Origin of the sequence: Streptomyces sp. IBSBF 3136 (assembly GCF_036815105.1) — a bacterium.
Taxonomy (GTDB): domain Bacteria; phylum Actinomycetota; class Actinomycetes; order Streptomycetales; family Streptomycetaceae; genus Streptomyces.
In genome coordinates this window covers 13,694-36,353 of record NZ_JAJSZC010000023.1, presented here as the reverse complement: position 1 = coordinate 36,353, position 22,660 = coordinate 13,694, and the positions used below count along the sequence as shown (strand labels likewise).

Here is a 22,660-nt window from a genome sequence, read left to right as displayed (position 1 = left end):
AGGAGCGCGCCGAGCGCGGAGGGGGTCTGTGAATGCGGCCGCACCGACGCCCAAGCTGTACGGCGCGGCCCTCCGCATCGACCTGCGGGGCGGCGGGCTCGCGGCATTTTGTGCGCATTGACAGGCGGCTTGCTGGGCACCGGCGGAGCGATCGGCGCCAGCTCGGTCACCATGGGGGGGCCAGAGCAAGACCAGCCACTAGTACTGGCTCCGCGCTGTCCGACGAGAGGCCTACCGGGCGGGTGCCGGGTACGAGCCCGGCCGAGACGAGGGCCCGAGCGCCGGGGCGGGATGACCTCACGGCCGTACCTTCGTACGCCCGCTCCCCGTCGTGCAGTCCGGCACGGAAGCGACGCCTTTGCCCGACGCCGGTGCCAGAGGGCAACGATGTCCTTGTCGTCAAACCGCTGATACCACGCGGATCCGCCGGAGCCGTACTCCTCGCCCTATCTAATGCTTTTCCGGATTGGGCACTGGCGTTGACGGGAAGGGAGCCGGGGACACCTGGCCGACACGCCGCGGGTGGCATGATCACTTCGTCAGGGGGGCGACGCAGTGCCGGATTCCCACAAGCCCAAAAAGCTCGAAAAGCCCGAGCAAGTCTCTTCGTTCATCGACCTGCTCCGCAACGCCTCTGCCGTCAATAAGGGCATTGAGATCATCCCGGACGTGTTGCGGATCGGCCTCGACGCATGGAAGACCAAACGCGACGGCACGTTCTTCGAGCAGAACGCGTACATGGCCGCGCTGCACGAACAGGCGGCCCGTGCGGTACACCACCGGGACCTCGAAAGCGACTGGCACCGCGCCCGAATCACGGTGCGCCTTCAGGCCGAAACCGCCCGCCAGGCACAGCACCGGGCGCACAGCCCCTTCAACCTTCCGCCCGAGGACATCCATGACTACCTCTACCGCGAAACCGGCGGCGGCCGCGTCCCCGCCCTGCTCATCGCCCCGTTCTTCCAGGACGACCTCGGGCGCGACGACAACGATAAGGGCCCGTCCCGTTTCCTGCTGGCCCTACGCCGCACCTGGGACCGCATGCCGTGGCAGGACGACCTCGTGCCGGTCGCCGGAGCGATCGGCCGGCCGCTGCGCAACCTCGACCTCGACGTGCGGATCATCAGGGAGGCCCTGCACGACCTGCCCGTCGTGCTGGCGTACGGGGAGGTCCAAGCCGGTCGCCGGGTGCTGCTGGAGCTGTGTGCCTGGAACATCCTGGGCGAGGCCGCCGGCGGCTCCGCGATCCGGCTCAGTGTGCCCGGACTCACGCTGCCCCACCCCGAGGATGGCAGCGACCGGGTGCCCACGGAAGCAGCGCTGGCCTTTGAGGACGAGCTCGGCACGTTCTGCGGGGTGTTGATCGGCGTGCTGTGCGACTGGTTCCACCTGACCCACCGCGGTCGCACACCGCAGCTCCACCGTCTGCTGCCCGAGCGGATGGAGACGGCACGGCGGGTCGTCGCGAGCGCCGCCGCGCCGTTGTTCGCGCTGGCCGTCGAGTATGACCTGATGGGCCCCGTCACCGCGTACGTCGGTCAGGCGGAACTGTACGCGGAGACCGGCCAGACCGAACGCGCCCGCGAGATCGGGGACACGGCCCTCACCGCGCTACGCGCCGAGCCCACCCTCGCCTACGCCCACCCGGAGCTGCTGGTCCGCCTCGGCCGCGTCTTCGAGTCGATCGGTGACGCCGGGACGGGACGGAAGTTGTGGGCGTGGTACGTCGAGATGGTTTGGCGATGACGCACGACCGAGGGGGACGCACATGAGCGGCGAGTATCCAGTGGTGGCGGCCATCGACTTCGGCACGCACGGCAGCGGATTCGCGTGGACGGTGGTCAGCGAGGACGACCGGGAGGCGAGCCAGCGGCGGATCCTCTTCCAGGACCGCTGGCCGGGCAGTGAGGGCCTGGTTTACCCGAAGAACCTGTCGGCCCTGCTGCTCGGCCAGGACGGGAAGACGCTCGCATGGGGATTCGACGCCCGCCGGGAGTGGCGCGAGCTGGGCATCAACGGCGAGCGGGACGGACACGAGTACATCAGTGCTTTCAAGATGGCGCTGACCCCGGAACGCTACGGTGGTGCGGCCGTCCCCGGCCTGGGCACGGTGAACGCCGACTCGCCGCGGCGGGCAAGGCCGCTGATCGTCGCCTACCTGCGGGAGATCCACCGGTTCGCGCTGGGCGAGATCATGAAGAGCGGCTACCAGCCCGAACACGTGCGCTGGTGTCTGACCGTTCCCGCCATCTGGGACGACGAACAGCAGGACTTCATGCGGAAGGCCGCGGCCGAGGCGGGCCTGCCGGAGGACGGTGACCAGCTGCTGCTCGCCATCGAACCCGAGGCGGCGGCCCTGCACTGCCAGGTCCACCTGGCAGGGGTCGTCGGTGCCGAGCGCAAACGGCTTGGTGTGACGGCCGGAAGCCGCTTCGTCGTGGTGGACTGCGGTGGTGGAACGGTCGATATCACCGCGCATCGCGCCGACGCGGGGCCCGACGGCACCGTTCGTCTCCGCGAGATCACCACTCCCCGCGGCGGCCGTTTAGGCTCGGAGTACATCAACCGGTCCTTCGTCACGGAGGTGCTCACGGAGAGGCTGGGGGCACCCACCATCGCGCTGGTCCGGGAACGGGCCGAGCACCTGCTCTTCGACCTTGTTGACCAGTGGGAGGCGTGGAAGGTCGCGGCGCAGGTCGACATCGACCCGGCGTCGGGGGCACCACGGTTCAAACGCCGAGCGAACTTCTCTCTGCCGTCCGAGCTCTACGACATGCTCGACGACGAGACCAAGCGCCGGCTCGCGGAGTATCCCGGCGGCGCCCCCCACCGGATCGTGGTCGACGCTGCCGAGGTGGCTCGGCTCTTCGACGAGGTTATCGACGAGATCCTCCGGCTGGTGGACAAGCAACTGGAGCGGGTCCGGCTCGCCGACGGGCCTGCACCCGGCGTGGAGCAACTGCTCCTTGTCGGTGGCATGGCGCGGTCCGACTACCTGCGGCACCGGCTCGCCCTGCACCTGAGCGACCGTGCCGAGGTGATCTCGCCGGTCGACGCCGCGGTGGCGGTGCTCTTCGGCGCCGTCCACTTCGCCTACGACCCGTCCGTCATCCGCGCCCGCAAGGCCCGGTACACCTACGGCTGCGAAACCTACATGCCCTTCGAGAAGGACGTCGACCCCGACGACAAGCGCGTCGACACCGTCAAAGGGCTGCGGTGCAAAGGCAGGTTCAGCGTCTTCGTCACACGAAACGAGGAGGTGGAGGTGGATCGCGTCGTGTGCCACACGTTCTGCCCCGTGACACCCGATCAGTCGTCCATCGCGTTCGCGCTGTACCGCACGCGGGACCAGGCACCCCGGTACGTGGACGATCCGCACTGCAAGCGGATCGGGGAGGTCGAGATTGACATCTCCGGCTCTCTGCGCCTGCCCTTCGAGGAACGGTCCGTCCTGCTGCGCATGCGCTTCGGGGACACCCACGTGAAGGTCGAGGCGGTCGATCCCGCCACTCAGCGCACGATGGCTAAGACCGTGCGGTTCGACAGCGCCTACTGACCGAGAGCGGAGCGGATGAACGGCCACGCCGACGACGAGGATGCCATGAAGCTGACCGAGCTGATCAACCGGTTCCTCAACCGCAGGAAGGCTTACGAGCAGGCCCAGAGCGATCTGCTGACCGCCCTCGTGGACGAGGTCGCCGCTCTGCGCGGGCGTGTCGCCCACCTGGAGAAGCGGGAGCGGGTACACGAGGATGTCCTTAACGTCCTGCGCGGGCAGCACGTCGACAACCGGACGGACGTCTCAGACCAGGCGTTCCTCGCCCATCAGGAGGTTGCCAGGTCCTTCAGCCGGCTGGTCGAGCAAGACCTGGTGCCGGTCGCCGGTGAGGTCGTGCGGCGTCGCAATGCGGAGGAAGGTGTGTTCCTGCCCGCCGATGAAGTGGTCCGTGCCGAAGCGGAGGTCGTGGGTCACCTCACCCGGGCCCTGTTCAACGGAGACGGGTCGGACTGGCTCCTCCGCCAAGGCGTCGTCCTCCCGACCGGCCAATGGGAGGCACTGCGCTCCGACGCCGAACACATCGTGGCGATGGCCGAGGCGACGTCACACGCGTACGCGTGGCAATTCGAATGCACCATCGGTGTACCGCTCGATCCGCGTAAGCAAGTGGTCTGGCAACCCTGCAGCCCTCACGACCCCGTCGCGTTCGTCGTGGCCCCAGCCTACGTCGTCACCGAAGGGGACCCGCCACGCCGCCACGCCAAGCAGCGCGTCTTTACCGGCCCCCAACCCCCCGCCGCATAGCACCGCGCCGCGCGATGACGAGGGTGACGTGGTGGTGCCAGCCGCGCTAAGTACGGCACTCGAAACGGTCCAAGCCCAGCCCGTGTTTGAGTTCGCAGTAGTCGTGCTCAATCCGCCAGCGCATCTTCGCCCACCTCACCAGGCCAGCGATCGGGGTGATGGCCGGCAGGTTGCTCATCCAGTAGCCGGAGGCCGCTGCCGCACCGGAAGAAGCGGCTCGATCCGCCCCGACAGTTGGACTACTTCTCGGACCGGCTTTCGGGCTTCGGCGCCGCTCCTCCGACTAGCAGAGGGAAGGCGTGGTGAGTGGCGAGACAGTTGATGGTGTCCTGGTGCTAAGGAGCACGTCCTGCAGACCGCACCTCATTGACGTGATGTACATGAGGTGCGGTCTGCAGGACGTCATGTGGCGCGGCGGAGGGGGATGACGACGTGCTCGCCCATGCGCTTGGGGTCGAGTCGGTAGTACCTGATGTGGCCGATCCTCTCGGTCTCCTCCAGCCAGCCGGCTTCGATGACCTGCTTGCGCGTGCGGGAGAAAACGGGAGCGGCCATGCCGACGAGCTGGGCTAGGTTGGCGGCCGTCTCAAGGACGGCACCGGACCGGTCGGTGGGGTGCAGCGCGTAGAGCATGACGACGAGTCGCTGATTCGCGGTCATGCCGGCGGTCTTCTCAAGCAGCTCGAGGTTCTTCTGCTTGTCGTCGCTGCTGATCACTGGGCCTCCCACCGTGCAGGGACATTGTCATCGAATCCGGGGATGTCCGGCGGGTTGCACGTCTTCACTGCTTCTCGTTGCTCGAGCCCCGTTCCGTGGAAGGCGATGTAGGGGCTGATCCGGTAGAAGTTGTAGTTGCCGACCCGCCCTCGAACGATCAGGATGCGGTGCTTCACCAGTTTCCTGCCAGACGACGGCCATCCGCTGGGCGTACGGGCTCCCCTCGCACCGGACGCGCCGACGCCCACGGCCCCGATGCCCTCGGCGCGCTCCGCGCTGGTGCGCACCGGGCCCACCCAGGCGCGGCACACGGCGAAGGCCTGGCACCCTCGCCGCCAGAGCCATCCGGCGGTGACTCTGGAGCGACGGGCGGAGCGAATTGTTCCTCGGGCGCATCCCGCGCCGCGCCGTCGGCCTGTCCCCCACCATCCCTGCCCGAGGACACGGCATCCTGTCGTGCGGGTGCCTCGGGTCCGCCCGCTGCCCCGGACGCGGACCTATCCCCAGCGGATGCGCCAGATGTGTCACAGCGCCGAGAAGGTAGTCACGCCCGACGTCGTGCGCCTGTGCCGTCAGGCCTGGGGCTAGCGCTTCATGTCTCGACGTGAACCTTGCTGGTCACGGGTCCGGAGAGCGCCTCTAGGATTTCGTTACGACGAAAATGTGCGCCGATGTGGGGGCGTCGGACGCGGACCAACGAGACGGTGTTCAGGGCGAGACCAGCAGGCGCGAGCAGTTACTTGAGCCTTCCTGTGAGGGCTTGGTGAGCTGGCGCCGTACGGCGGCCGGGGTTCTTGCGGCTTGGTCCACCGACGCCGGGCGTGGGAGGTACACACCGCCGGGACGCCGTTCGTGCTCTTCCCTTGGCCTCGAAGGGGCGGTCGGAATGTGCTGGTATGCCGCACAGGTGCTGCGGTGACATGCCGACAGCGCCCACCGAGGGCAGCGAGGGGCGTGGGGGACCAGAAGGGCGAAGGGGGCGGGAAGCCGGGCCCGGGCGGCTCGTTAGGGTGCCAGTGCCTTCAGCACCCGGCTCTGCCATTCGGCGTCGTGCCGGCGAAAGCCAGCTGCCTTGTAGACCCGTTTGAGGCTCGCCGACTCGTCCTCGTACGGGATCTCCAGTTCGTCGCATGCCTCGGCCACGAGCTTCGGCCGCTTCTCGAAGTAGTCGAGGTGGAATGCTCCTGTGCGGATGAAGAACGGATAGGCCTCGTTGCGCAGCGCGGACAGCACACGCAGACAGCTCAGGACGTGCCGGACTTCATCGGTGGCCCGGGGATCGGAGTCGGGCATGGTCAGCATCTCGTTGAAGCTCACCCCTGCCTCCCGGCGCCACAGGGCCGTGTCCCGGTAGCTGTTCCAGGCTCCGATGCCCTCGACCGCGATGCCGCACAGCGAGTGCAGCGCGGCGCCGAGTTCCCGTACGTACAGTTCCCCGGTACGCGATTCGCCGGGCTCCGCCGCCGAGTTCGCCGCTACCGACTTGACGGCTTCGACGACCCGCGCCAGATCCGCGCTGTCCCAACGGGCCACCGCGGTCCGGAAGGAGGCCTCCAGCAGGGTGACAGGGGCGAGCTGGTCGAAACGGCGCCATTCCCAGAACCAGAGCAGCTTCTGGTCGGTGACGACACTGACGTCCTGGTGGAAGTGCCGGCGCAGCTCCCGCTGCACTGTGGCCGACTCGGCCGCTTCGATCTCCTCGGACGTGTAGGCCACGAGTCCGCCAGGGAGCGCCTCGATGTACAGGGAGTGACCCTCCGCGGTGAATTCGAATCCGCGGTCGTAGAAGCACAGCGACCGCCAGTCGAGTTCCTGGGGTCGGGCGGAGCCCAGCACCACCGAGCCCTGTGTCACCTGGCCGGTGGTCCCGTCGACGATGGTCTCGGTCCCCGGCACGAGCGCGTCGCGGGCGCCGGTCGCGCCGACGACACACGGCTTGCCGAGTTCGCGGGCGACGATGGCCGCGTGAGACAGGAGGCCCCCCTGCTCCGTCACGATGGCTGAGGCCCGCCGCATGGCGGGGACGAAGTCGACTTCCGTGATCTCCGCGACGAGGACGTCCCCGTCGCGCAGTCCGGAGGTGTCACCCTCGTCGTCCACCAGGAACGCCGGGCCGGCTGCGAGACCTGGTGAGGCTGCCACCGTGGGCGCCGTGCCGTCACCGGCGGGAACCTGGACGGGACGAGTGACGGGGCGCATCTGCAGCAGCCATAGCCCGCCGTCTGCGTCGATGCACCATTCGACGTCCCATTCCCCGGGGAAGGTGTCACGCAGCCGGTCGAAGGCGTCGCACAGGCGGGTGAGTTCGTCTTCGCGGAATGTGCCGCCGTACAGCGACACGGCGGACCGGTCCAGCGCGGGCTGTTCCGCCGACCACGGGATCACTGCCCGGTGCGGTTTGGCGCGGCCCGAGACCAGCTCCTCGCCGAGGCCTTCCACCCATTCGAGGTAGAGGCAGTCGCCGCCGTCGGGACTCACGGCGGAGGTGAAGGCGACGCCCGAGACCCGGGGGTGGATCATCTGCTGGATCACCACGGGAATGCGGTCGGTGGCTGAGCCGCCGTAGGACGCCACCCGGGCGCTGGAGCCGCTCGCGCTGACCTCGGCGACGGCGCGTGCGACCGCTTCGAGGTTCGCCGGGACGCCGAGTCGGGACTCGAACATGCCGGCGAAGCTCATCGCCGATCCGTCCTCGTCCGTCGCGGAGGAGCGGACGGCGACCGTGCCCTGCGCTCCCGTCAGCCACGTGCTCAGCTGCCGCGCCAGGTCTGGCTCACCGTCGAGCAGTGCCTGCGCTTGGGCAGACGACAGTGCGACCCCCGGGGGGGTGGTGAATCCGCCGTCGATCAGTTTTCGCAGACCGGCCGCCTTGCCGCCGTGAGACTCGTGGGCCTGTGCCAGGCGCGCCAGTGCGTCAACCATGTGGTCTCCCCTGAAGCATCGTCAAATTGTCGTCGGGGGCTTCCCGTTACTGTAAGCGCTTGGACGTGAGCGTACAGCAGCAGTCCGTGACGGGTGATCCTCTGGCGGGTCGGCGGCTACGCGGGATTGCGTGTGTCGAGGGCGTAGTGCGTGGCGATCGAATACCTGATCCAGTCCTGCTGAATGCGTGAGACCAGATGGGTGTAGGAAGGGTTGATCGGTATCACTCCCACGCTGCCGGCGCGCGGCGCGATCACCAGGCCCTCACCCGTCGGCGCCTCCACGACCAGCTCGCCGCCGGACCCGGTCGTGTCGGGATTGCTGAGGAACCAGACGAGGCCGAAGCAGCGGTCGTCGAAGGTGTCGGCGTGGCGCCGCAGATAGTCTCCCCTTCGGTAGGCGGCGATGTCGGCCGAGGCGAATCTCAGCGTCCTGCCGTACACGGCGGACAGCGCGTCCAGGGCCTGGGCAGAGACCACCGCCGACAGTAGCCCCCTGAGGGACATCGAGGCTTTACTCGGGCGCCGCAGGCAGGCGTTGCGGGAGAACCGCGCCGTGTGGGGTGAGGAGAAGAAGACGGCCGGGTCGACTGGATGCACCTGCGCCTTCTCGTCGAACAGCCAGTATTCCTGTTGCCAGCCTGGGTCCTGGCGCATGTCCTTTTGGACGGCGTCCGCCACTGTTCTGGGAATGGCGTCCGTGATGTCCGCTCCGGCGGCGCCGCTTCGCCGGAGGTCGGTGAGCGTGGCGGCGAGCCGGTCGCTGGTCAGGAAGTCAAGCGCCGCCGTCCGCACGTGCAGCCCGGTTGCGACTGGTGTGGTACTTGTCATCTGTCATCAACTCCGAATCCGGACCGCTGTCCTCACGGCGTCCTGCGCGCCACGCTGATGAGGTCCACGGGCCAGCGCGACGACCAGGAATGGGTCACCAACTCGTCGAAATAGGCCTTCTGGTCCTCTCTCAGCAGGGGTTCCTCGACCCGCTCCAGACGGAACCCGGTGGACCGCAGCGCGTTCACCCATGGGGAGAAGCCGAGGAAGGAGGCGACGACGGCTCCGTCGCTCCACAACTGTCGTTCCGCGACTGGATAGCGGCGGGTGAGCTCCTGGGTGACCCGTCCCGTCGTGGAGTCGAAGCAGGACAGGGCCAGAGGGTGGTAGGTGCACACGACCAGCAGGCCCGAGGGTCTGAGGATCCGGTGGGACTCCCGCAGCAGCGCAACCGCGGGTGAGTGGTCGAAGGCTCCGTGATCGCTGATCACCACGTCGACGGACGCATCGGGCAACGGCAGCCGCTCGGCGTCGGCGACGACGTACTGCACGTGCTCGTGGCGGATGGCCCGCCGCAGTTGCGCGCTGGACACGTCGACTGCCAGCACGCGGTAGCCGCGCTCCGCGAAGCCGACCGCGTCATGGCCACGGCCGGTGCCCAGGTCGACCAGGCGCCGGCCGTCGCCGGTGGCCGGCAGCAGTCGCAACTCGTCCTCCGGGAGGTGCGACAGCCCCCAGGAAGGATGCAACTCTTCGTGCAGGTGCTCCGGGTGCGAGGCGCAGTATTCCTCCGAGTGGCTGTCCCAGTACGAACGGATCAGCGGTAGGTGACGGAGTCTCACCGGTGCTCTGCCTCTCGGCTGGAGTGGGCGTCGGACAGCGAGGTGAAGTCCAGCAGGCCCGACGGCGGTATCCACAGGTTGGCCGGTCCGCGATGGCGCATCTGGGCGCGCAACCCCGCCACGGGGACGGGAGCGGGCCGGTCTGCCGTCCCGGCGAGCAGCCTTTCGGCCAGGGCCGCGCGGCGGACCGCCTCGGCGGGTGACTCGGCGGCCAGCGCCGCTTCGAAGCGGCGGAGGAACTCCTCGGGCGCGCTCCCGCTGCGTCGGCTCCTCAGGTAGGCGGGGGCCAGCGGCGCCACCGGGTGCGTCCACGCCGGTGCAGTCAGTGTCAGACGAAAGGCGTCCTGCGCGCGCTCCCGATCCATGATGAACTCCTCGTAGGGCCTCTTCACGGGTACCAGGCGCAGCCCGAGCCGCTGCCACAGTTGATCGGCCAGCATCCGGGCGACCTTGCGGTTCGGCTCGAACTCCGCGTAGTAGAGGGGCCACCCGCGTTCCCGCTCCGAGCGGGTCGCGGCACGCGCTGCGCGCACGGACCGCTCCGCCGCTTCGCTAGTGGGTCCGGTGTCCGTCCACAGGCCGGTGAGGGTGCGAATAGGGCGCAGCAGATCACGTTCCGCGCGGGCGATCGCCGCACGGTCGATCGCCCGCGCGATGTCTGTCGCGGGGCCGAGGACAGCGGGCAGGTCCAAACCCACCAGCACGTCTAGATCGGCGGCGCTCACGAAGTGTCCCGGCTGCCCGTCCCACGCTGGATTCGCGCCAGTGGTCAGGGACGACGCATCCAGCGCGCCCGTCGCAACGGCCCGGTCGTACGCCGAGCGGTCGGCGAAGGTGACCGCGGTGACCTGCGGGCCGCGGTCGGGTCTCGTCAGGACGGTATGGTCGGGCTGCCGGCGGGCCAGCGAGTACTTCCCGCTGGCGACACCACGGGCGCGGGGCGCCGGTCCCGCCGCGGGACAGGTCAGCAGCCGTCCCACCTCTCCCACCGGCACTCTCGTGATGAGCTGGACCGTACGCTGGTCTACGAGCCGCAGCTCCGCTAGGAAGGCCAGACATACGGTCGCGGCGCCACGGGCGAGAGCCGCGCGGCGCAGCTGCTCGCAGACGTCCCGTGCCGCGATGGGGGTGCCGTCGCTCCAGCGGGCCTCGTCGCACAGGACGAGGCGCCAGGTGTGGCGGTCCTCCCGTACGACGCCGCTGAACAGCTTGCTGGAGATCGAGCGTCCTGGGCCCTCCACGAAGAGCGGTTCGACGAGCTGCCGGGTCAGCAGCAGCTCGCCCCAGTCGCGCGCCTCGTGCAGGAGTCGCCGTGGCTGGGTCTCCACCTCGACGACTACGCCGTCCGTCTGCCTGTCGGCCGCTTCCATGGCGGCCTTCTCAGCCGACGCGATCGGGGGAGGCCGGGATCTTCTCGGGCCTTATCCGCGACCAGTCGACGAATGTCCGCTCACGATAATCGACCAAGTGACCGGCACCGCTCAGGTGGTGCACCAGTTCCGCAGCCATATAGGCCCCCAGCATCGTGTTGTACGGTGCGAAACATGCGTCGAGCAGGGCGGCCCGGTCTGTGGGCCCTAAACCCAGGCGTGCCGGTGGAGGACTGCCATGCGTCTCGGCGAAGAGGGGGCCGAAAAATCCGCTCTGGGTCATCGCACCGCCATGGATGAAAGGAACTCCAGCCTGCCACAACGGCTCCGCGCACAGATCGAAGGAAAGACCGGCTGGGGTGTCGATGCACACGGCTGCCGCACACACCTCGGGGGCTCGTTTCAGTATTGCGGCCACGTCGGCTGCAGACGTGATCTTCTGGTTCTCCGTGCGAACTCGGATGCTGGTCGAATGGGATTTGGCGTACGCGGTGGCTGAGGTGGTTTTCGGCCATCCCAATGTCGCTCGGGAATGCACGAACTGCCGTCCCAGGTTCGAGGATTCGACGATATCGAAGTCGACGAGGACGACGCCGCCGATCCCGGCTCCGACCAGGTGTTGCAGGACGGCGGAGCCGGTGCCCCCGAGGCCGAGCAGCAGGACGCACGAGGCGCCAAGCGCGGCCTGCGCCTCGGTTGGCTCCAGGCCGATCCGCTCGAGGTAGGCCGCCTGCGCGCGGTCGGCCGGGTCGACCTGTGGCCCGCCCTCGACCTGCCGCGGCCGTCGCCCGACGACGCGCAGGTGCTCCAGTCTTGCCAGCACGCGAGGCAGCTGCCGGCGGTCGTCTACAGCGCCCGCAACGCCCGGGCCAGCGCCGCCGCTGCCCGACGTCGTGAGGCATTCCAGCAGCGCGTCGACCAAGTCCGGCCGCGCGGACACCCGAATCCGCCGCACATCCGTGAAGAAGTCGAGCCCGTTGCCGGACCTTGCGAACTGCCAGCCCGGCTGAAGACACCAGACCGTCGCGGATCCGGCAACGAACTCGTCTGCGCTTCCAGTGCCTGACATCCCAGGAGGCACCTAACAACGCATGGTGAGAAGGCTGTCAGCGGGAACGACATCGATTTCCTCGATGTAGAAGATCTCTTCCCCGGATTCGCCTTCTATTTCCTGTTCCGTGCTCTGCTCAACCAGTTCAGGCATGCACGCCTCACCTCGCAGGTCGGCTGGAGGCACCAAAACTAGGGCGGGACGGCGGGGCCGTCAAGGGGCGAAACCCCCGGTATTCGTGGGCATTTGAACGATCCTCGCACCACCGGTCTCTGTGGTTTCAATTGCACCGAGCCGCCTGAACGGCCGATCCAAAAACAATGTGCGCATTCACGCCATGATTTCCGAGGCCGCCCCGCCTGAACACAGCCGAAATTCGCTCACACCCGGACCTGGGGCGATCGGGGCCTTGCGGCTGACGACGCGAGCAGTTGCTCGATGAGCAGCTCGTTGTCGGGGGCGCTGACCCGGCCGGGGTGGGTCACCGCCTCGACCAGGTCCTCAACTCACGGCAGCGGAGTCCTCGTCGTCCCGCGGCTGACGAGCGCCTGCGCGGGATGCGTTCCCCTGGCAACCGTCGCCGCCGGTGAGCGGGTCCGCCGCGAGCCCACCCTGTAGCGGTGTAGAGGCCGCCAGTCGAGCCCTGAGATCCAGGAAATGCACATGTCAGAGCGGTTGAATGGGATTTTCGCCATGGGCAGCGTTGAGGCTGCCACCCGGGGCTTGCGCCGCTAAGCCCCGCTCCCCCACACTTCGGCACCCTCCGAGCCCGAAGTAACTCCGTCATGCCCCCCCGGCCACTCGCCGCCTCCTCGCTTGGATCGCCCCTTCCGTTGGCTTGGGTGGCCTGGCCTTGGCCGCCAAGTACTACGTTGGCACCCCGGAGTGGGGCGCCCTGGTTAGTGCAGCAGCCGGTGTCGTCGTCAGTGCCCTGCCTGCACTGCTGCCAGGAATCTGAGCACCGCCGTGACACATGGCGGGACTGGTGGCGCCATCACGAGCGTATGGCGCGTCTGCGGATCCCCGCTTCGGAAGGACGTCAAAACCCGACACGGACGCGAACCGGTCACCGCGATTCGTCTGGCTGGCCGCATGACCCACCAGCAGGCGCCGGTCACTGCGGGACTTGGTGCCCGTTCTTCGGGTAGATCTGAAAGTCGCCCTGGATCTGTGCAACGGCTCCCCCGTACCGGGAGCTGCTGAACTGACGGACTCCCACGTACCACCGCCCGATGACGACGCGGCCCCGGCTTTCGATCGGTGCAGAATTCAGGCCGGCTTCTGCAGGGTCTAGATGGAGTGAGACCCGTCGGTAGTCTGACACTTGTCATGTAGACCCCGGAGAACCGGGTAAGAATCTGACGGAGGCATCCAGTGAAAATCACCATCGAGGGGGCGAGCGAGGAGTTCGCCGAGAGGGTGCTCGCTCTCGCCGCGCAGCAGGGCGCGGAGCTGACCGTCGCCACTGTCGATACCGGCTGGACCGTCGACCGCGCCGAGCGTTACCTCCGCTCCCTCCCCGCCGGCGCCCGCCGGTTCGCCGAGATGGTCGTGGTCGACGGCGACGGTTACATCGATGCCGAGCGGCTGCGCCAAGTACTGGGTAAGCTCAATGGGCCGACCGTCGCCCTGTCCCGCGCGGTGCCGCGCGGTGTGCGCGAGGGTTGGTGGCCGGAAGGCATCAATGCCCCCATCAGCCCGGTGTGGGACCCGGACAATCCGAGTTGGCACAAGAACATCGCTTACCAGATGGCCAAGGAAAACGTGCCGATCTTCCGGGCCGCCATCACCCAGCTTTCCCTCGCTCAGGGACTTAGCGATCCCCTTGGCCTATCCCCCAACTCCTCAGAGAGTGCGGAGCGCATCGATGAGGACGAAGAGGAGGCGTCGTGATCGGGGCTTGGCCTGACAGCAGCGACCAAAAGGCCGCGTTAGCCGCGGCCGGTGTGCCCCTGACGAACTGCACTGGCGACGCCGCGCGCTGGCAGGTATGACCCCGACTCCTGCGCCAGTACCGGGATGCCCTTAGTGTGGTCCTGGGCGAGCCGCCCGCATCATCACCGTGGCAGGCCTTCCCGGGCTCCCACCCCTCATCGACCATGGTGGGAGAAGGCCGCCCAGTAGTAGGGCGATCCGCTTTCCGAGGATTCCGCCTGGCGGGCTTGCGCCTCGCCCAGAGCCTCGGCTGGGGCGAGGCCTCTCTGGGTCATGAGCCTATGAAACTCTTCCATCAGCACCGGTGTCCTCATGTCGTTCACCGTCCACAGGGAACCGACTGTGGCCGCTGCCCCGGCTGTCAGGAAAGCCGTGGACAGCGTGAGCGCTTCATCGAAGTTGTCTGCGGTAAGAGCCGAAGTGCAGGCGGACAGCACCACCAACGGGCCGACGGTGGTGGTGCGCCGGCCGCTGTGGGCGAGTAGGCGGCTCACCGTGAGGCTCTGGCCGTTGGCCAGGAGCAGCTTGGACGTGGTCGGATCCCTGTCGAACGTGGCGTGACAGGCGAGGTGCACCATGGGCAGACCTTCGCCTTCCGTACCGGGGAGTGCGGCGAGCACCCGCCCCGGTACGGCCGGGCCTGTACTGATTGCGTCGGATGCACCCAGCCTCTCGGCGAGCGGGTAGTAAGCGCGAAGGCTGTCCGCTTCGTCGTCGGCATACTTCAGATCTTTCGTCGGGTTGCCCACGAGAAGCGCGCGGCCGTCATACGTCGTCAGCTCGCGCTCCGCGACGGCGAGGAACGCGCGGGCGGAGGCCGCGTAAGAGAAGATCGCCTCGTACACGGCGTAGTGGGGCGGTCCGGAGCCGTCCGGGCGCCGTGCTGCATGCCAGGGCACCAATCCGGCATGGCCGCTTGGGACTAGCACCAGCCGGGGCTTGGTGGAGCCGGATGCAGAAAGTGTCTCGAGCAGTCGCCCGATCAGGACGTCCCATGCCCAGTCGCACAGGTGGTCCAAAGTCTGAGTCCAGGTGCTCCAGGCCGTGTGGCTCTCCTCGCGGGCCTGGCGCAGGGCTGGACCTGTCTCCGTTGCCTCGGCGGACATCCGTGCGTCGGAGGCCCGGAGGTGGTGGTTGTAGGCGTCGATGTACTGGGCGAGGGGGTTGCCAGGCACTGCGCGCAGCCCCGGCAGTTCGAGTCCCACTGGCTGGCCGGTGCGGGGCACGAGCAGTGCGTATCCCGCTGTGTGCGGGGTGCCGGTCATCACGTACACCAAGGCGTCGTTGCCGGTGGTGTTCAGGGCGTGCTGGATCTCGTGCAAGGTGGGCGGCCCTGGGAGCTGCGGCTGGTTGGTGTCGGCGGTGAGGGCGGTAATGACCTGGTGCCTGAGCTCTTCCGGCACTGTGCGCCGGCGGTTGCGGTGTGCCTCGGCCCGGGCCGCCTCCCAATCTTCTGCAAGATCCGGTCGGTCGGCTTTGCGCAGCCGGTCGCCGACCGACCCCGAAAGCATCGCAGCGTGTACGACGAGTCCGCGGCCTTGCTCGAGTACTTCTATCGCCTCGTCGGGCCGCTGATCTGCGAGGCACCAGCGGGCCACCTCGGCAGTGTGGAGGCGGGCGCCGCGGGCTGTGGCCAGTGCGGACTGCGGGGACTGGGCCGGAGCATTGCGTACGTGGAGGTCCAGTGCGAGTCGGCCCTGTGTGCGGGCCTCGGCCCGGTATTCGTCCGCTTGCCGCCCACCGGGCGACGAAGCATCGAGCGCGAGGGCCAGGCTCCGTAGGCAGCGGGAGAGTTCCGCCAGCGACGCCGGTGACGCGGACTCGGTGTCCGGGCCCCTGACCTCTGCCGCCTCGCGGGCGAGGCGGACGGCAGTGCGGGCATCGTCGAGCCGTCCGGAGCGCTGGTGGCGGAGGCGCACCCCATAGGCGAGTGCGCGCTGCATGAGGGCCCGGTCGGGGTGGTCGGCCGGCGTGAGTGCCAGAGCCCAGTGCTGTGCTCGTAGGGCGCGCCACAAGTCCACCGCCCGGTGGTCGCGGCGGTAGCGGGTGAGGAGGGTGCCGCCGAGTTGGTGCAGGGCTGTGGGCCGGTCGGGGTGCCCGTCCCCGGCTGACCGTATTGCTGCGCGGCAACAGCCGACGGCATGGTCGAGATCGCTCCGTTCTCGGGTGTTGTCGGCGGCTTCCAGGGCGGCCGGCTCTGCGTGGCGCAGCCTCAGCGCCTCGGCCAGGCTCAGCATCCGCCGGACATATTGGGGATGCCCCGGGTCCGTTGCCTGCACGGCGTCGACCAGGGCGGTGACGGCCTCGTCGGCGTCCCCGATGCCGGTGCCGAGGTTGTGGCGCTCAGCCAACGCTCCCCCGAGCTGAGAGAGCCAGGTCGGGCGATCCGGGTCGCGGGCACTGACCAATGCGACAGCCTGCCGCATGGCGTCGACGGCCGTGGTGAGATCCGCGAGGACGCCGCGGACGCTGAACCGGTCCCGCAGGGCGCTGCCCAGTCCGCCCAGGGCGACCGCTTGCGCTCGCGTGCCAGATGCGGCGGCTGCCACGGCCGCCCGTTCACCTTCGATCGCCTGGTCGAGGTCGGTGAGCCGCTGGCACCGGTCGTACCGGGCCCGGAGGGCGGATGCGAGGCCGTGCAGGCGGGTGCTGCGGGCGGGATCCTGGGGCGCTGTCTGTTCGACGGCCCTGGTTGCGCAGGCGACGGCCTCGTCGATGACGGCCGGTGTCCCGCAGCGCTCGAAGCGGGAGAACAGGACGTTGCCGAGGTTGTTGAGCCACAGCGGACGGTCTAGGGAAGTGGTGGGCAGCGACTCGAGTGCCTCTCGCAGAGCCTTCTCAGCGGCGGCCAGGTCGCGTTCGACCCCGCGATGCTTGTATCGGGTGTGCAGCGCCGCTCCCAGGTTCCCCAGAAGGGTGGGCCGCTCCGAATGTACCGACGACATCGCCGACAGCGCCTTCTCCGTCAGCGCTACGGCGCGGTCGAGGTCGGCAGGGTCACCTTGATTGTCGTAGCGCGTGCGAAGGGCAGAGGCGAGATTACTCAGTCGGGTCGGGAAGTCCGGGTCTGCTTCGACGGTGGCTGCCGCGGCTTCTTCCAGCCGCTCGATCCCCGTGGTCAGGTCGTCCGCATCCCCTGTCGTACGGAACCGGGTGAGCAGACAGTCACCCAGGTTGCTCAAGCAGGCGGCACGCGCCGGATGGCTGTTTCCGCATTCGGCGAGTGCCACCTCATGGCAAGTCACGGCCTGTGTCAGATCAGCGGGATGGCTGCTCAAGCGGTAACGCTGGTGCAGGCCGTTGCCGAAACCACTCACCACGGCGACGCGGCGTGGGTGGTTCGGGGTCAACGCCGTCACGGCTTCGGCGTGCTGCTGGACGGCATCGTCGAGTAGACCGGCGTCGCCCAGACGGTGAGCGCGTTTGGCAAGAACGATCGCCAGGGTGTGGAGGCGGCCAATTCGGTCTGGATGACCGTATGGCGTCAGGCCCACGGCCGTGCGGGCTCTCTCCTCGGCGCAGGCGAGATCCTCCTCTCGGCCCAGCGCCCGAAAGCGAGTCAGCAAGGCCACTGCGTGATTGGAGGCGTACCCGGCGCGGTTGGGGGCGTCCGCCGGGGCTGCTTCCCAAGCTGCGGCGTAGAGGTCGGCGGCGGTGTCGAGAGCGTCCATCCGGTACTGCTCCCCGTGCGGTGAGGGCCGCAGGTAGCGGGTGAGCATGGCGTTGCCGAGGTCCCGCACGGCGTCTGCGCGCGTTGCGGAGGCTATGGGTGCCTGGGCCACGAGGTCCAGCAGGACACGGATTGTGTCGTCGAGGTCGTTTCCTGCGGGAGCGGTAACGATCTCCCTCTGCCAGGGGTGCGCCGGGATCCCGGCCTGCGCCGGGTTCATGGCTGTCCTCCACCTGGCGTCGTCAGCGGCTGGGGCAGCGCCGGGTCGGCCGGCCAGTCGAAGGTGACCGGCGGCAGACTCCGCTTCGCCAAGTACATGCCCAGGTTCCGGCCCTCCCCCGGCTCAGCCTGGGTGGTGGTCGGAAGCGGGAAGCCCAGGGCACGGTAGAGGTTGGTCCGGTGAAGGAGGAAGGTGTCCTCTGCGGCGTCGCAATAGGCCTCCACCGCCGCTGCGACAGCACGGCAGGCGAGCCCCACCAGGAGCAGGCAGGAGACCGCGTAGACCACCTGAGTCCACCAAGCCGGCAGTAACCAGGTCCACGCCAGCAGCCCTGCGGCGAACAGTACGGCCTGTGCCCGGGTGACGATCAGGCTGGACGCCGACTCCAGACGTGTCCGTACTGCCGGGTCGACCACTTCGACGAGGGGCCGCCAGCACAGTTCCATGTCCAGACCGTGCCGTTCGGCCACCCGCTGTTCGGCGGCCGCCAGAGCGTTCGCTATCCGGGTGGGCTGGAGGGTGGCGCTGCCCTTGGGGTAGTGGCGCCGGGCGGCGGAGGCGGCCGCAGCCCGGCGTACCTGAAGGACGTCGTTCGTCGTGGGTTGCATGGCCGCGACGAGCTTGCCGCGTTGTCCACGGTGTGCTGCGATACGCCGCCGCGCCCACCACCGAAGCAATGGCACGTCCGGCCAGGCACCGCTGAGCAGGTTGAGCACCCCGGGCGCGCACCACACGGTGAGCAGGGCGGACATGACGATGATGCCCAGGGCCAGGGCGGTGGTGACTCCGATACCGAAGCCGCCGTGCCGTGTCATCAGGCAGACCGGGTGCGCTTTCGTCGCGTCGTCACCGTTACAGTCGATCCGGCGTGGCCGGGTGCTGGCGAGATAGAACACGATGCCTACCAGCCAGAAACACACCACTGCACCGCTCATGGCGCTGCTCCAGCGGCGGGCGAGCGGTTCGACCAGTCCTTTCGCAAGGTCCCCCATGTCCGGTCCGGCTCAATCCACTTGCTTGAGCGCTTGGTGGTGGAGCGGGCAGCACTCGTCCTCGTACGGGCCAGCGTCGTCTCCTGGTACCCGATGCGTGCACCCGGCTTCGGGACACTGCCAGTGTTCCGCCTCCACCGGGGCGCGCCGTATCGGGAATATTCGTTCTTCCGGAGCAGACGGAGGCGTGGATTCGCCCTCGGGGCTCGTCGCTGGTCCCTCGTCGCGCGGTTCCATGCTGGGGTCCAGTGCCAAGTGCCCTCCTTCGCCGTGTTGGATGAAGGCTGCCCAGACCATGGGGTTCATATGACCGGAGTCGTCGTTTTGGTCGCCCCCTGCCGGGGGCTTTTTCATCGGCATGCGATGGACTACTGCCGAGCAAGGCGCAGCTCGACGTTGTAGACGGGACAGGTGGCAGTGGGGCGAGGTCAGGGACAGGTGTGGAAGCGAGAGAACCTGCCGTCGGTCTTCCATGTGGCCCGATCGGCGTGGGTTCTCGGGACACGAACTCCCCCGGCTGCGGGCTCGTCAGCACGTCAGATTGATTGAGTCACGCAGCGACCCGCGCTTCCCCGACGGTCGGCCGCCCCGTACCTCTGCCTACTTGTTCGCCCGGCCGGCGCCAGTGTCTGTCAGCAGTCGGCGGCGAGCCTGCTCCGGGGTCTAGTCTCGGCACGAATCTCAATAGAAGGCAGCCTCTCCCCTCACTGCATGCGTAGGCATCCCGTACCTGGTGCAAAAGGCGTCACTCCGGCTATTGACCCGACTCGCGAGGGCTCTAGAACGCGATCAGCCGGCATGGCCGATGGGTGATTACGGCGTAATCACTGCGCTCCTTCGCCGACGCGTACGCCCTTGGGACTCTTGGGCGTGTGTGATGGGCCGCATGATGCTGGGCGATACCGGCAATCCCTATGACGCTCTCGTTCGCACCGTCGGCGTTCGAAGTCCTTCGAGGCTCCAGCCACTGGCGAAGCTATGGCTTGCCGGACGGGCGGCATGTGACCCTCAAGTCGTGGGGCGGCTCCCCGGCGCAGGTAGAACTGCATGGAGCAGTTGCGCTGGGTTGGGAGCAGCCGCCGGGACAGTGCGCAACTCACGGTCGCTGAGCCGCAGTTCCGTTGGGCGCTGGTCTGGATCGCGACGCGAATACTTGCCGGGCTGCATGGTCCGCAAGACATGCGACTCGTTGGCCTAGAGCCCTCCCGATCGAGCATGTGACGGGCCCGCCCATGAGTCGATCCGTTTGGCATGGGGCGGGATGATCTGCCGGACGAAGACTGGGCTCAGCTGAAGCCACGCCTTGGGCCAGGGAAGGCGGTGGAAAGACCATCGCAAGCGCGCCCGAGCAGAACACCACTCTTGCTATTGACGAACTCGCCGCGCCTCGGGACTGGGAAGGCAACGACTGCGGCGATGACCTGCCGCTCCCGCACCGTGACGATCAGGGTCTGGGCCCGGCGTTTAAAGAGCTCCTCCTTGATCACGGACGAGCTAGCCACGGAGCCAGCACGAGGTTCTCGCGACCCTTCGCACAGGCCCTAGTTCGACTGATCACGCGGTGCCTTCCCCGCGGCGCCGCTCAACCTCTCCTATCTACGGCTCCTGCGTCGTGGTGATGCGCTCGTGTGATTACGCCGTAATCAGCGAGTTGAGCCTGACGCAAGAAGGCGAGGACTCCACAGTGAGCCCAGTCATTGTCATGCTCTCCACGTCGAGCGCCGGTCCGCAGAGGTCTACCTAGAGCGAAGCGAGATCCCGTCCGCACACCAGGGACGTGGGCTTGGCAGCCAACTCCGCGGGGGTGACTGGCCGCAGGCCTACGGCGGTCAAACGGCCGGCTCCTGGGGCCGCTCGACGAGCAGGTCGCGTTCCAAGTGTGTTCCGCCACGGATGAGGGTGACGGTCCGAGTGCAGTCACGGCCCGCCGCCGCGGGGATTGGGCTCCGCAGTCGGATGGTGGAGACGGCCGACTCGAGGCTGCGTGGACCGGAACACGTACGACTTTTCGGTCTGGTTCGCTGATCACAGGGTTCGCTCCCCCACCGTCGCCTGCCCAGTCCCCCTTCGAAGCTGCCGCGTCGTGAGTGATTACGCCGTAATCACTCACAGAGCGAGGCACACAGGCCAGCTGGGTGATTACGCCGTAATCAGGGAACCTGACACAGGAGGCGAGGACACCGCGACGAGCTGAGCCATCGACCGACCTGGTCATCGCGCAGGAGCTTAATCTCTCGTCGCCGCAGGCGACCTGACCGCCTATCCCTACACCGGCCACCTCGCCTCCGCCACCGGCCTCGTCCCCTCATCGCCAGAGACTCCGGACGCCGCGCCGGCAACCTCCATCAGCCCCGACGCTACAGTCGCCGCCTGCGAAGAGTGTTCTGTCTCTCCGCGCGAGCAGCGTCATCCGCGCCGGCCTCAACCGTACCTACCGCCTCAAGAGCAGCGGGCCGCAAACCCCGCCGTCATCGCTTCCCGCGCCTGATGGAGTCCCTAGCCAGGACTGTTCACCTACCACCAGAGATCTGAGGTTGGCCACCGTCCATGCCACCGAGGCGATCTCCGCATCATCCAACGGGTGGTCGTTCCTGCCCTCGGGGGCGAAGTAGAGGAAGATCGACCAAGGCACGGGTGATGTATGGGCGCGTGAGTAGCCTGGTGTCCAACCCCCGGTGGGTGGGTGGATCCTCGTTCGTCAGGAGAACTCGTCCCAGACAAAGGCAGACCTGACCATGGCGCAGTTCTACATGACCAAGCGCTGAGGGTCGCCCTGAGCCGTCCGAGGTGGCTGATTGGTGGCTACAGCTGTCGTGGAAGGCGTCCCGGCAGGTCAAACAGAGGAATCGGCGCAAATCCTGCGCAGTTCAGCAGTACCGCGGGTTGGGAGGGGGATCGAAATTCCCCAGGCTTGCACGACCCCACGCCGTCCAAAGCAGGGATTCCAAGGTCTGACTCGGGGTCCCTCAGCCTCGCTCATAAGACGGGTGTCGCAGTTCGGTGGCCGTTCCCCCACCGCCGCTGTCAGTTCCGAACTGTACGGTCCCGCTATGGCTGAGAGGCCGACCACGAGCTGGCGTCACGGCGTAGCTGAGGAAGCCAAGGAGCTTGCAGCGGGCACCCTGGATCCTGAGTGTGCCTGCATGATGGGGCTGTTCCCCGACGAACTCCTCACAGCGACGGACGAGGTCCTCGACTCCTTCGAGGACGAGCTCCCTGGGCTGGGGGAGGCGAGCGACGAGAGGGTCTTCGTCGTCGTGGAACGCGTTGTCCTAGCACTGAACGCTGTGAGCGAGTCTCATAACGAGGCCGCCTTCGAGACCGACGAGCGCGAGGCGTTGTGCGACTACATCGACCAGTCGCTCAACGAGCATGGTGTCGATGTAGTCCTGACCGCGCGCCAGGGACTGGGTCGGTACCAGCTCACAGACAGGTGGCGGAAGTGGTAGGGCCACTCACCGACGATGCCCCGGCCTGCCCCGAGTGCACCCAGCCCACGAAGTTTGGCGGCTACCTCTTGGTTCGGCGGGAGGACGATGGCCGGCGGACCTGTCGGACACTGTGGAGGTGTATCGGTGGGCATGTCTGGTGGCGGTGGATCGACCGGCCGCAGGAACCTTTGTAGGCCTGTCCTATGCCCGAACTATTCCGCTGACATCCAACGCTGACATCAACGCTGCCGGACGGCAGCGGTACAGAGCAGCCTCGTCTACCGTCGGTCCAGGAGGCGCGTCCTGACCAAGCCGAGGAGCGATCGATCTCCTTAAGAGGGTGTCACTAGTTGGAATCCTGGCGGGGACACCAGCTCAAAGGCGCTCCTTCGAGGCCCGCTGACACCGGCCCGAGGCGTACCCGGACGAACCCGTGC

15 protein-coding genes and 2 pseudogenes are annotated in these 22,660 nt (G+C 67.9%); 6 read left to right on the top strand and 11 right to left on the bottom strand.

The genetic code is table 11. The features are described 5' to 3' along the window. Nucleotides 1-669 precede the first annotated feature (669 nt). The 3 genes from V7E45_RS07750 to V7E45_RS07740 are packed head-to-tail and all read left to right on the top strand — an operon-like array spanning nt 670 to nt 4,303. Entirely contained in the window at nt 670-1,746 is a 1,077-nt protein-coding gene (locus V7E45_RS07750) for a hypothetical protein (RefSeq protein WP_333773337.1), read from the top strand. Nucleotides 1,747-1,768: 22 nt separating this feature from the next. Then, nucleotides 1,769-3,556: an Hsp70 family protein gene (locus V7E45_RS07745; RefSeq protein ID WP_333773336.1), complete on the top strand. Its 1,788-nt coding sequence runs from the start codon at nt 1,769-1,771 to the stop codon at nt 3,554-3,556. Between the two features lie 15 nt (nt 3,557-3,571). Next, entirely contained in the window at nt 3,572-4,303 is a 732-nt protein-coding gene (locus V7E45_RS07740; RefSeq protein ID WP_333773335.1) for a hypothetical protein, read from the top strand. 49 nt (nt 4,304-4,352) lie between these two features. Here the strand turns inward: V7E45_RS07740 and V7E45_RS07735 are convergent. The 9 genes and pseudogenes from V7E45_RS07735 to V7E45_RS07695 form a co-directional block, all read right to left on the bottom strand. Continuing rightward, nucleotides 4,353-4,508 (bottom strand): annotated as a pseudogene (locus V7E45_RS07735) (IS701 family transposase); the annotation flags it as partial. Nucleotides 4,509-4,705: 197 nt separating this feature from the next. Then, nucleotides 4,706-5,017: a replication initiation protein, RepL2 gene (locus V7E45_RS07730; protein WP_333773365.1), complete on the bottom strand. Its 312-nt coding sequence runs from the start codon at nt 5,015-5,017 to the stop codon at nt 4,706-4,708. Next, entirely contained in the window at nt 5,017-5,307 is a 291-nt protein-coding gene (locus V7E45_RS40555; RefSeq protein WP_443055973.1) for a hypothetical protein, read from the bottom strand. Before V7E45_RS40555 ends, V7E45_RS07730 begins: the two co-directional genes overlap by 1 nt. A gap of 718 nt (nt 5,308-6,025) precedes the next feature. Beyond that, nucleotides 6,026-7,942 carry a PEP/pyruvate-binding domain-containing protein gene (locus tag V7E45_RS07720; protein ID WP_333773334.1) on the bottom strand — a complete coding sequence of 639 codons (1,917 nt, stop codon included), beginning with the start codon at nt 7,940-7,942 and terminating at the stop codon, nt 6,026-6,028. A gap of 116 nt (nt 7,943-8,058) precedes the next feature. Next, the gene (locus V7E45_RS07715) at nt 8,059-8,772 is read right to left on the bottom strand and encodes a 2OG-Fe(II) oxygenase (protein ID WP_333773333.1); all 714 of its coding nucleotides are present in this window, start codon (nt 8,770-8,772) and stop codon (nt 8,059-8,061) included. A gap of 32 nt (nt 8,773-8,804) precedes the next feature. Then, entirely contained in the window at nt 8,805-9,554 is a 750-nt protein-coding gene (locus V7E45_RS07710; RefSeq protein ID WP_333773332.1) for a class I SAM-dependent methyltransferase, read from the bottom strand. Next, nucleotides 9,551-10,924, bottom strand: a complete 1,374-nt coding sequence (locus V7E45_RS07705) for an ABC transporter substrate-binding protein (protein ID WP_333773331.1) — start codon at nt 10,922-10,924, stop codon at nt 9,551-9,553. Before V7E45_RS07705 ends, V7E45_RS07710 begins: the two co-directional genes overlap by 4 nt. A gap of 10 nt (nt 10,925-10,934) precedes the next feature. Next, a complete protein-coding gene (locus V7E45_RS07700; RefSeq protein WP_333773330.1) occupies nt 10,935-11,993 on the bottom strand; it encodes a HesA/MoeB/ThiF family protein in 1,059 nt (352 codons plus the stop codon). Nucleotides 11,994-12,005: 12 nt separating this feature from the next. After that, nucleotides 12,006-12,128, bottom strand: coding sequence for a hypothetical protein (locus V7E45_RS07695; protein WP_333773329.1), 123 nt, complete (start codon nt 12,126-12,128; stop codon nt 12,006-12,008). A gap of 1,221 nt (nt 12,129-13,349) precedes the next feature. Between V7E45_RS07695 and V7E45_RS07690 the strand changes: the two genes are divergently transcribed. Continuing rightward, entirely contained in the window at nt 13,350-13,868 is a 519-nt protein-coding gene (locus V7E45_RS07690) for a hypothetical protein (protein WP_333773328.1), read from the top strand. A gap of 197 nt (nt 13,869-14,065) precedes the next feature. Here the strand turns inward: V7E45_RS07690 and V7E45_RS07685 are convergent, their stop codons facing one another. Next, nucleotides 14,066-17,800: a CHAT domain-containing protein gene (locus tag V7E45_RS07685; RefSeq protein ID WP_333773327.1), complete on the bottom strand. Its 3,735-nt coding sequence runs from the start codon at nt 17,798-17,800 to the stop codon at nt 14,066-14,068. After that, entirely contained in the window at nt 17,797-18,735 is a 939-nt protein-coding gene (locus tag V7E45_RS07680; RefSeq protein ID WP_333773326.1) for a hypothetical protein, read from the bottom strand. Before V7E45_RS07680 ends, V7E45_RS07685 begins: the two co-directional genes overlap by 4 nt. 2,290 nt (nt 18,736-21,025) lie before the next feature. Between V7E45_RS07680 and V7E45_RS07675 the strand changes: the two are divergent. Both V7E45_RS07675 and V7E45_RS07670 read left to right on the top strand, forming a co-directional pair. Then, nucleotides 21,026-21,236: pseudogene (locus V7E45_RS07675) on the top strand (transposase); the annotation flags it as partial. Nucleotides 21,237-21,842: 606 nt separating this feature from the next. Further along, complete coding sequence (locus tag V7E45_RS07670) at nt 21,843-22,241, top strand: hypothetical protein (protein ID WP_333773325.1); 399 nt, start codon at nt 21,843-21,845, stop codon at nt 22,239-22,241. Nucleotides 22,242-22,660 lie beyond the last annotated feature (419 nt).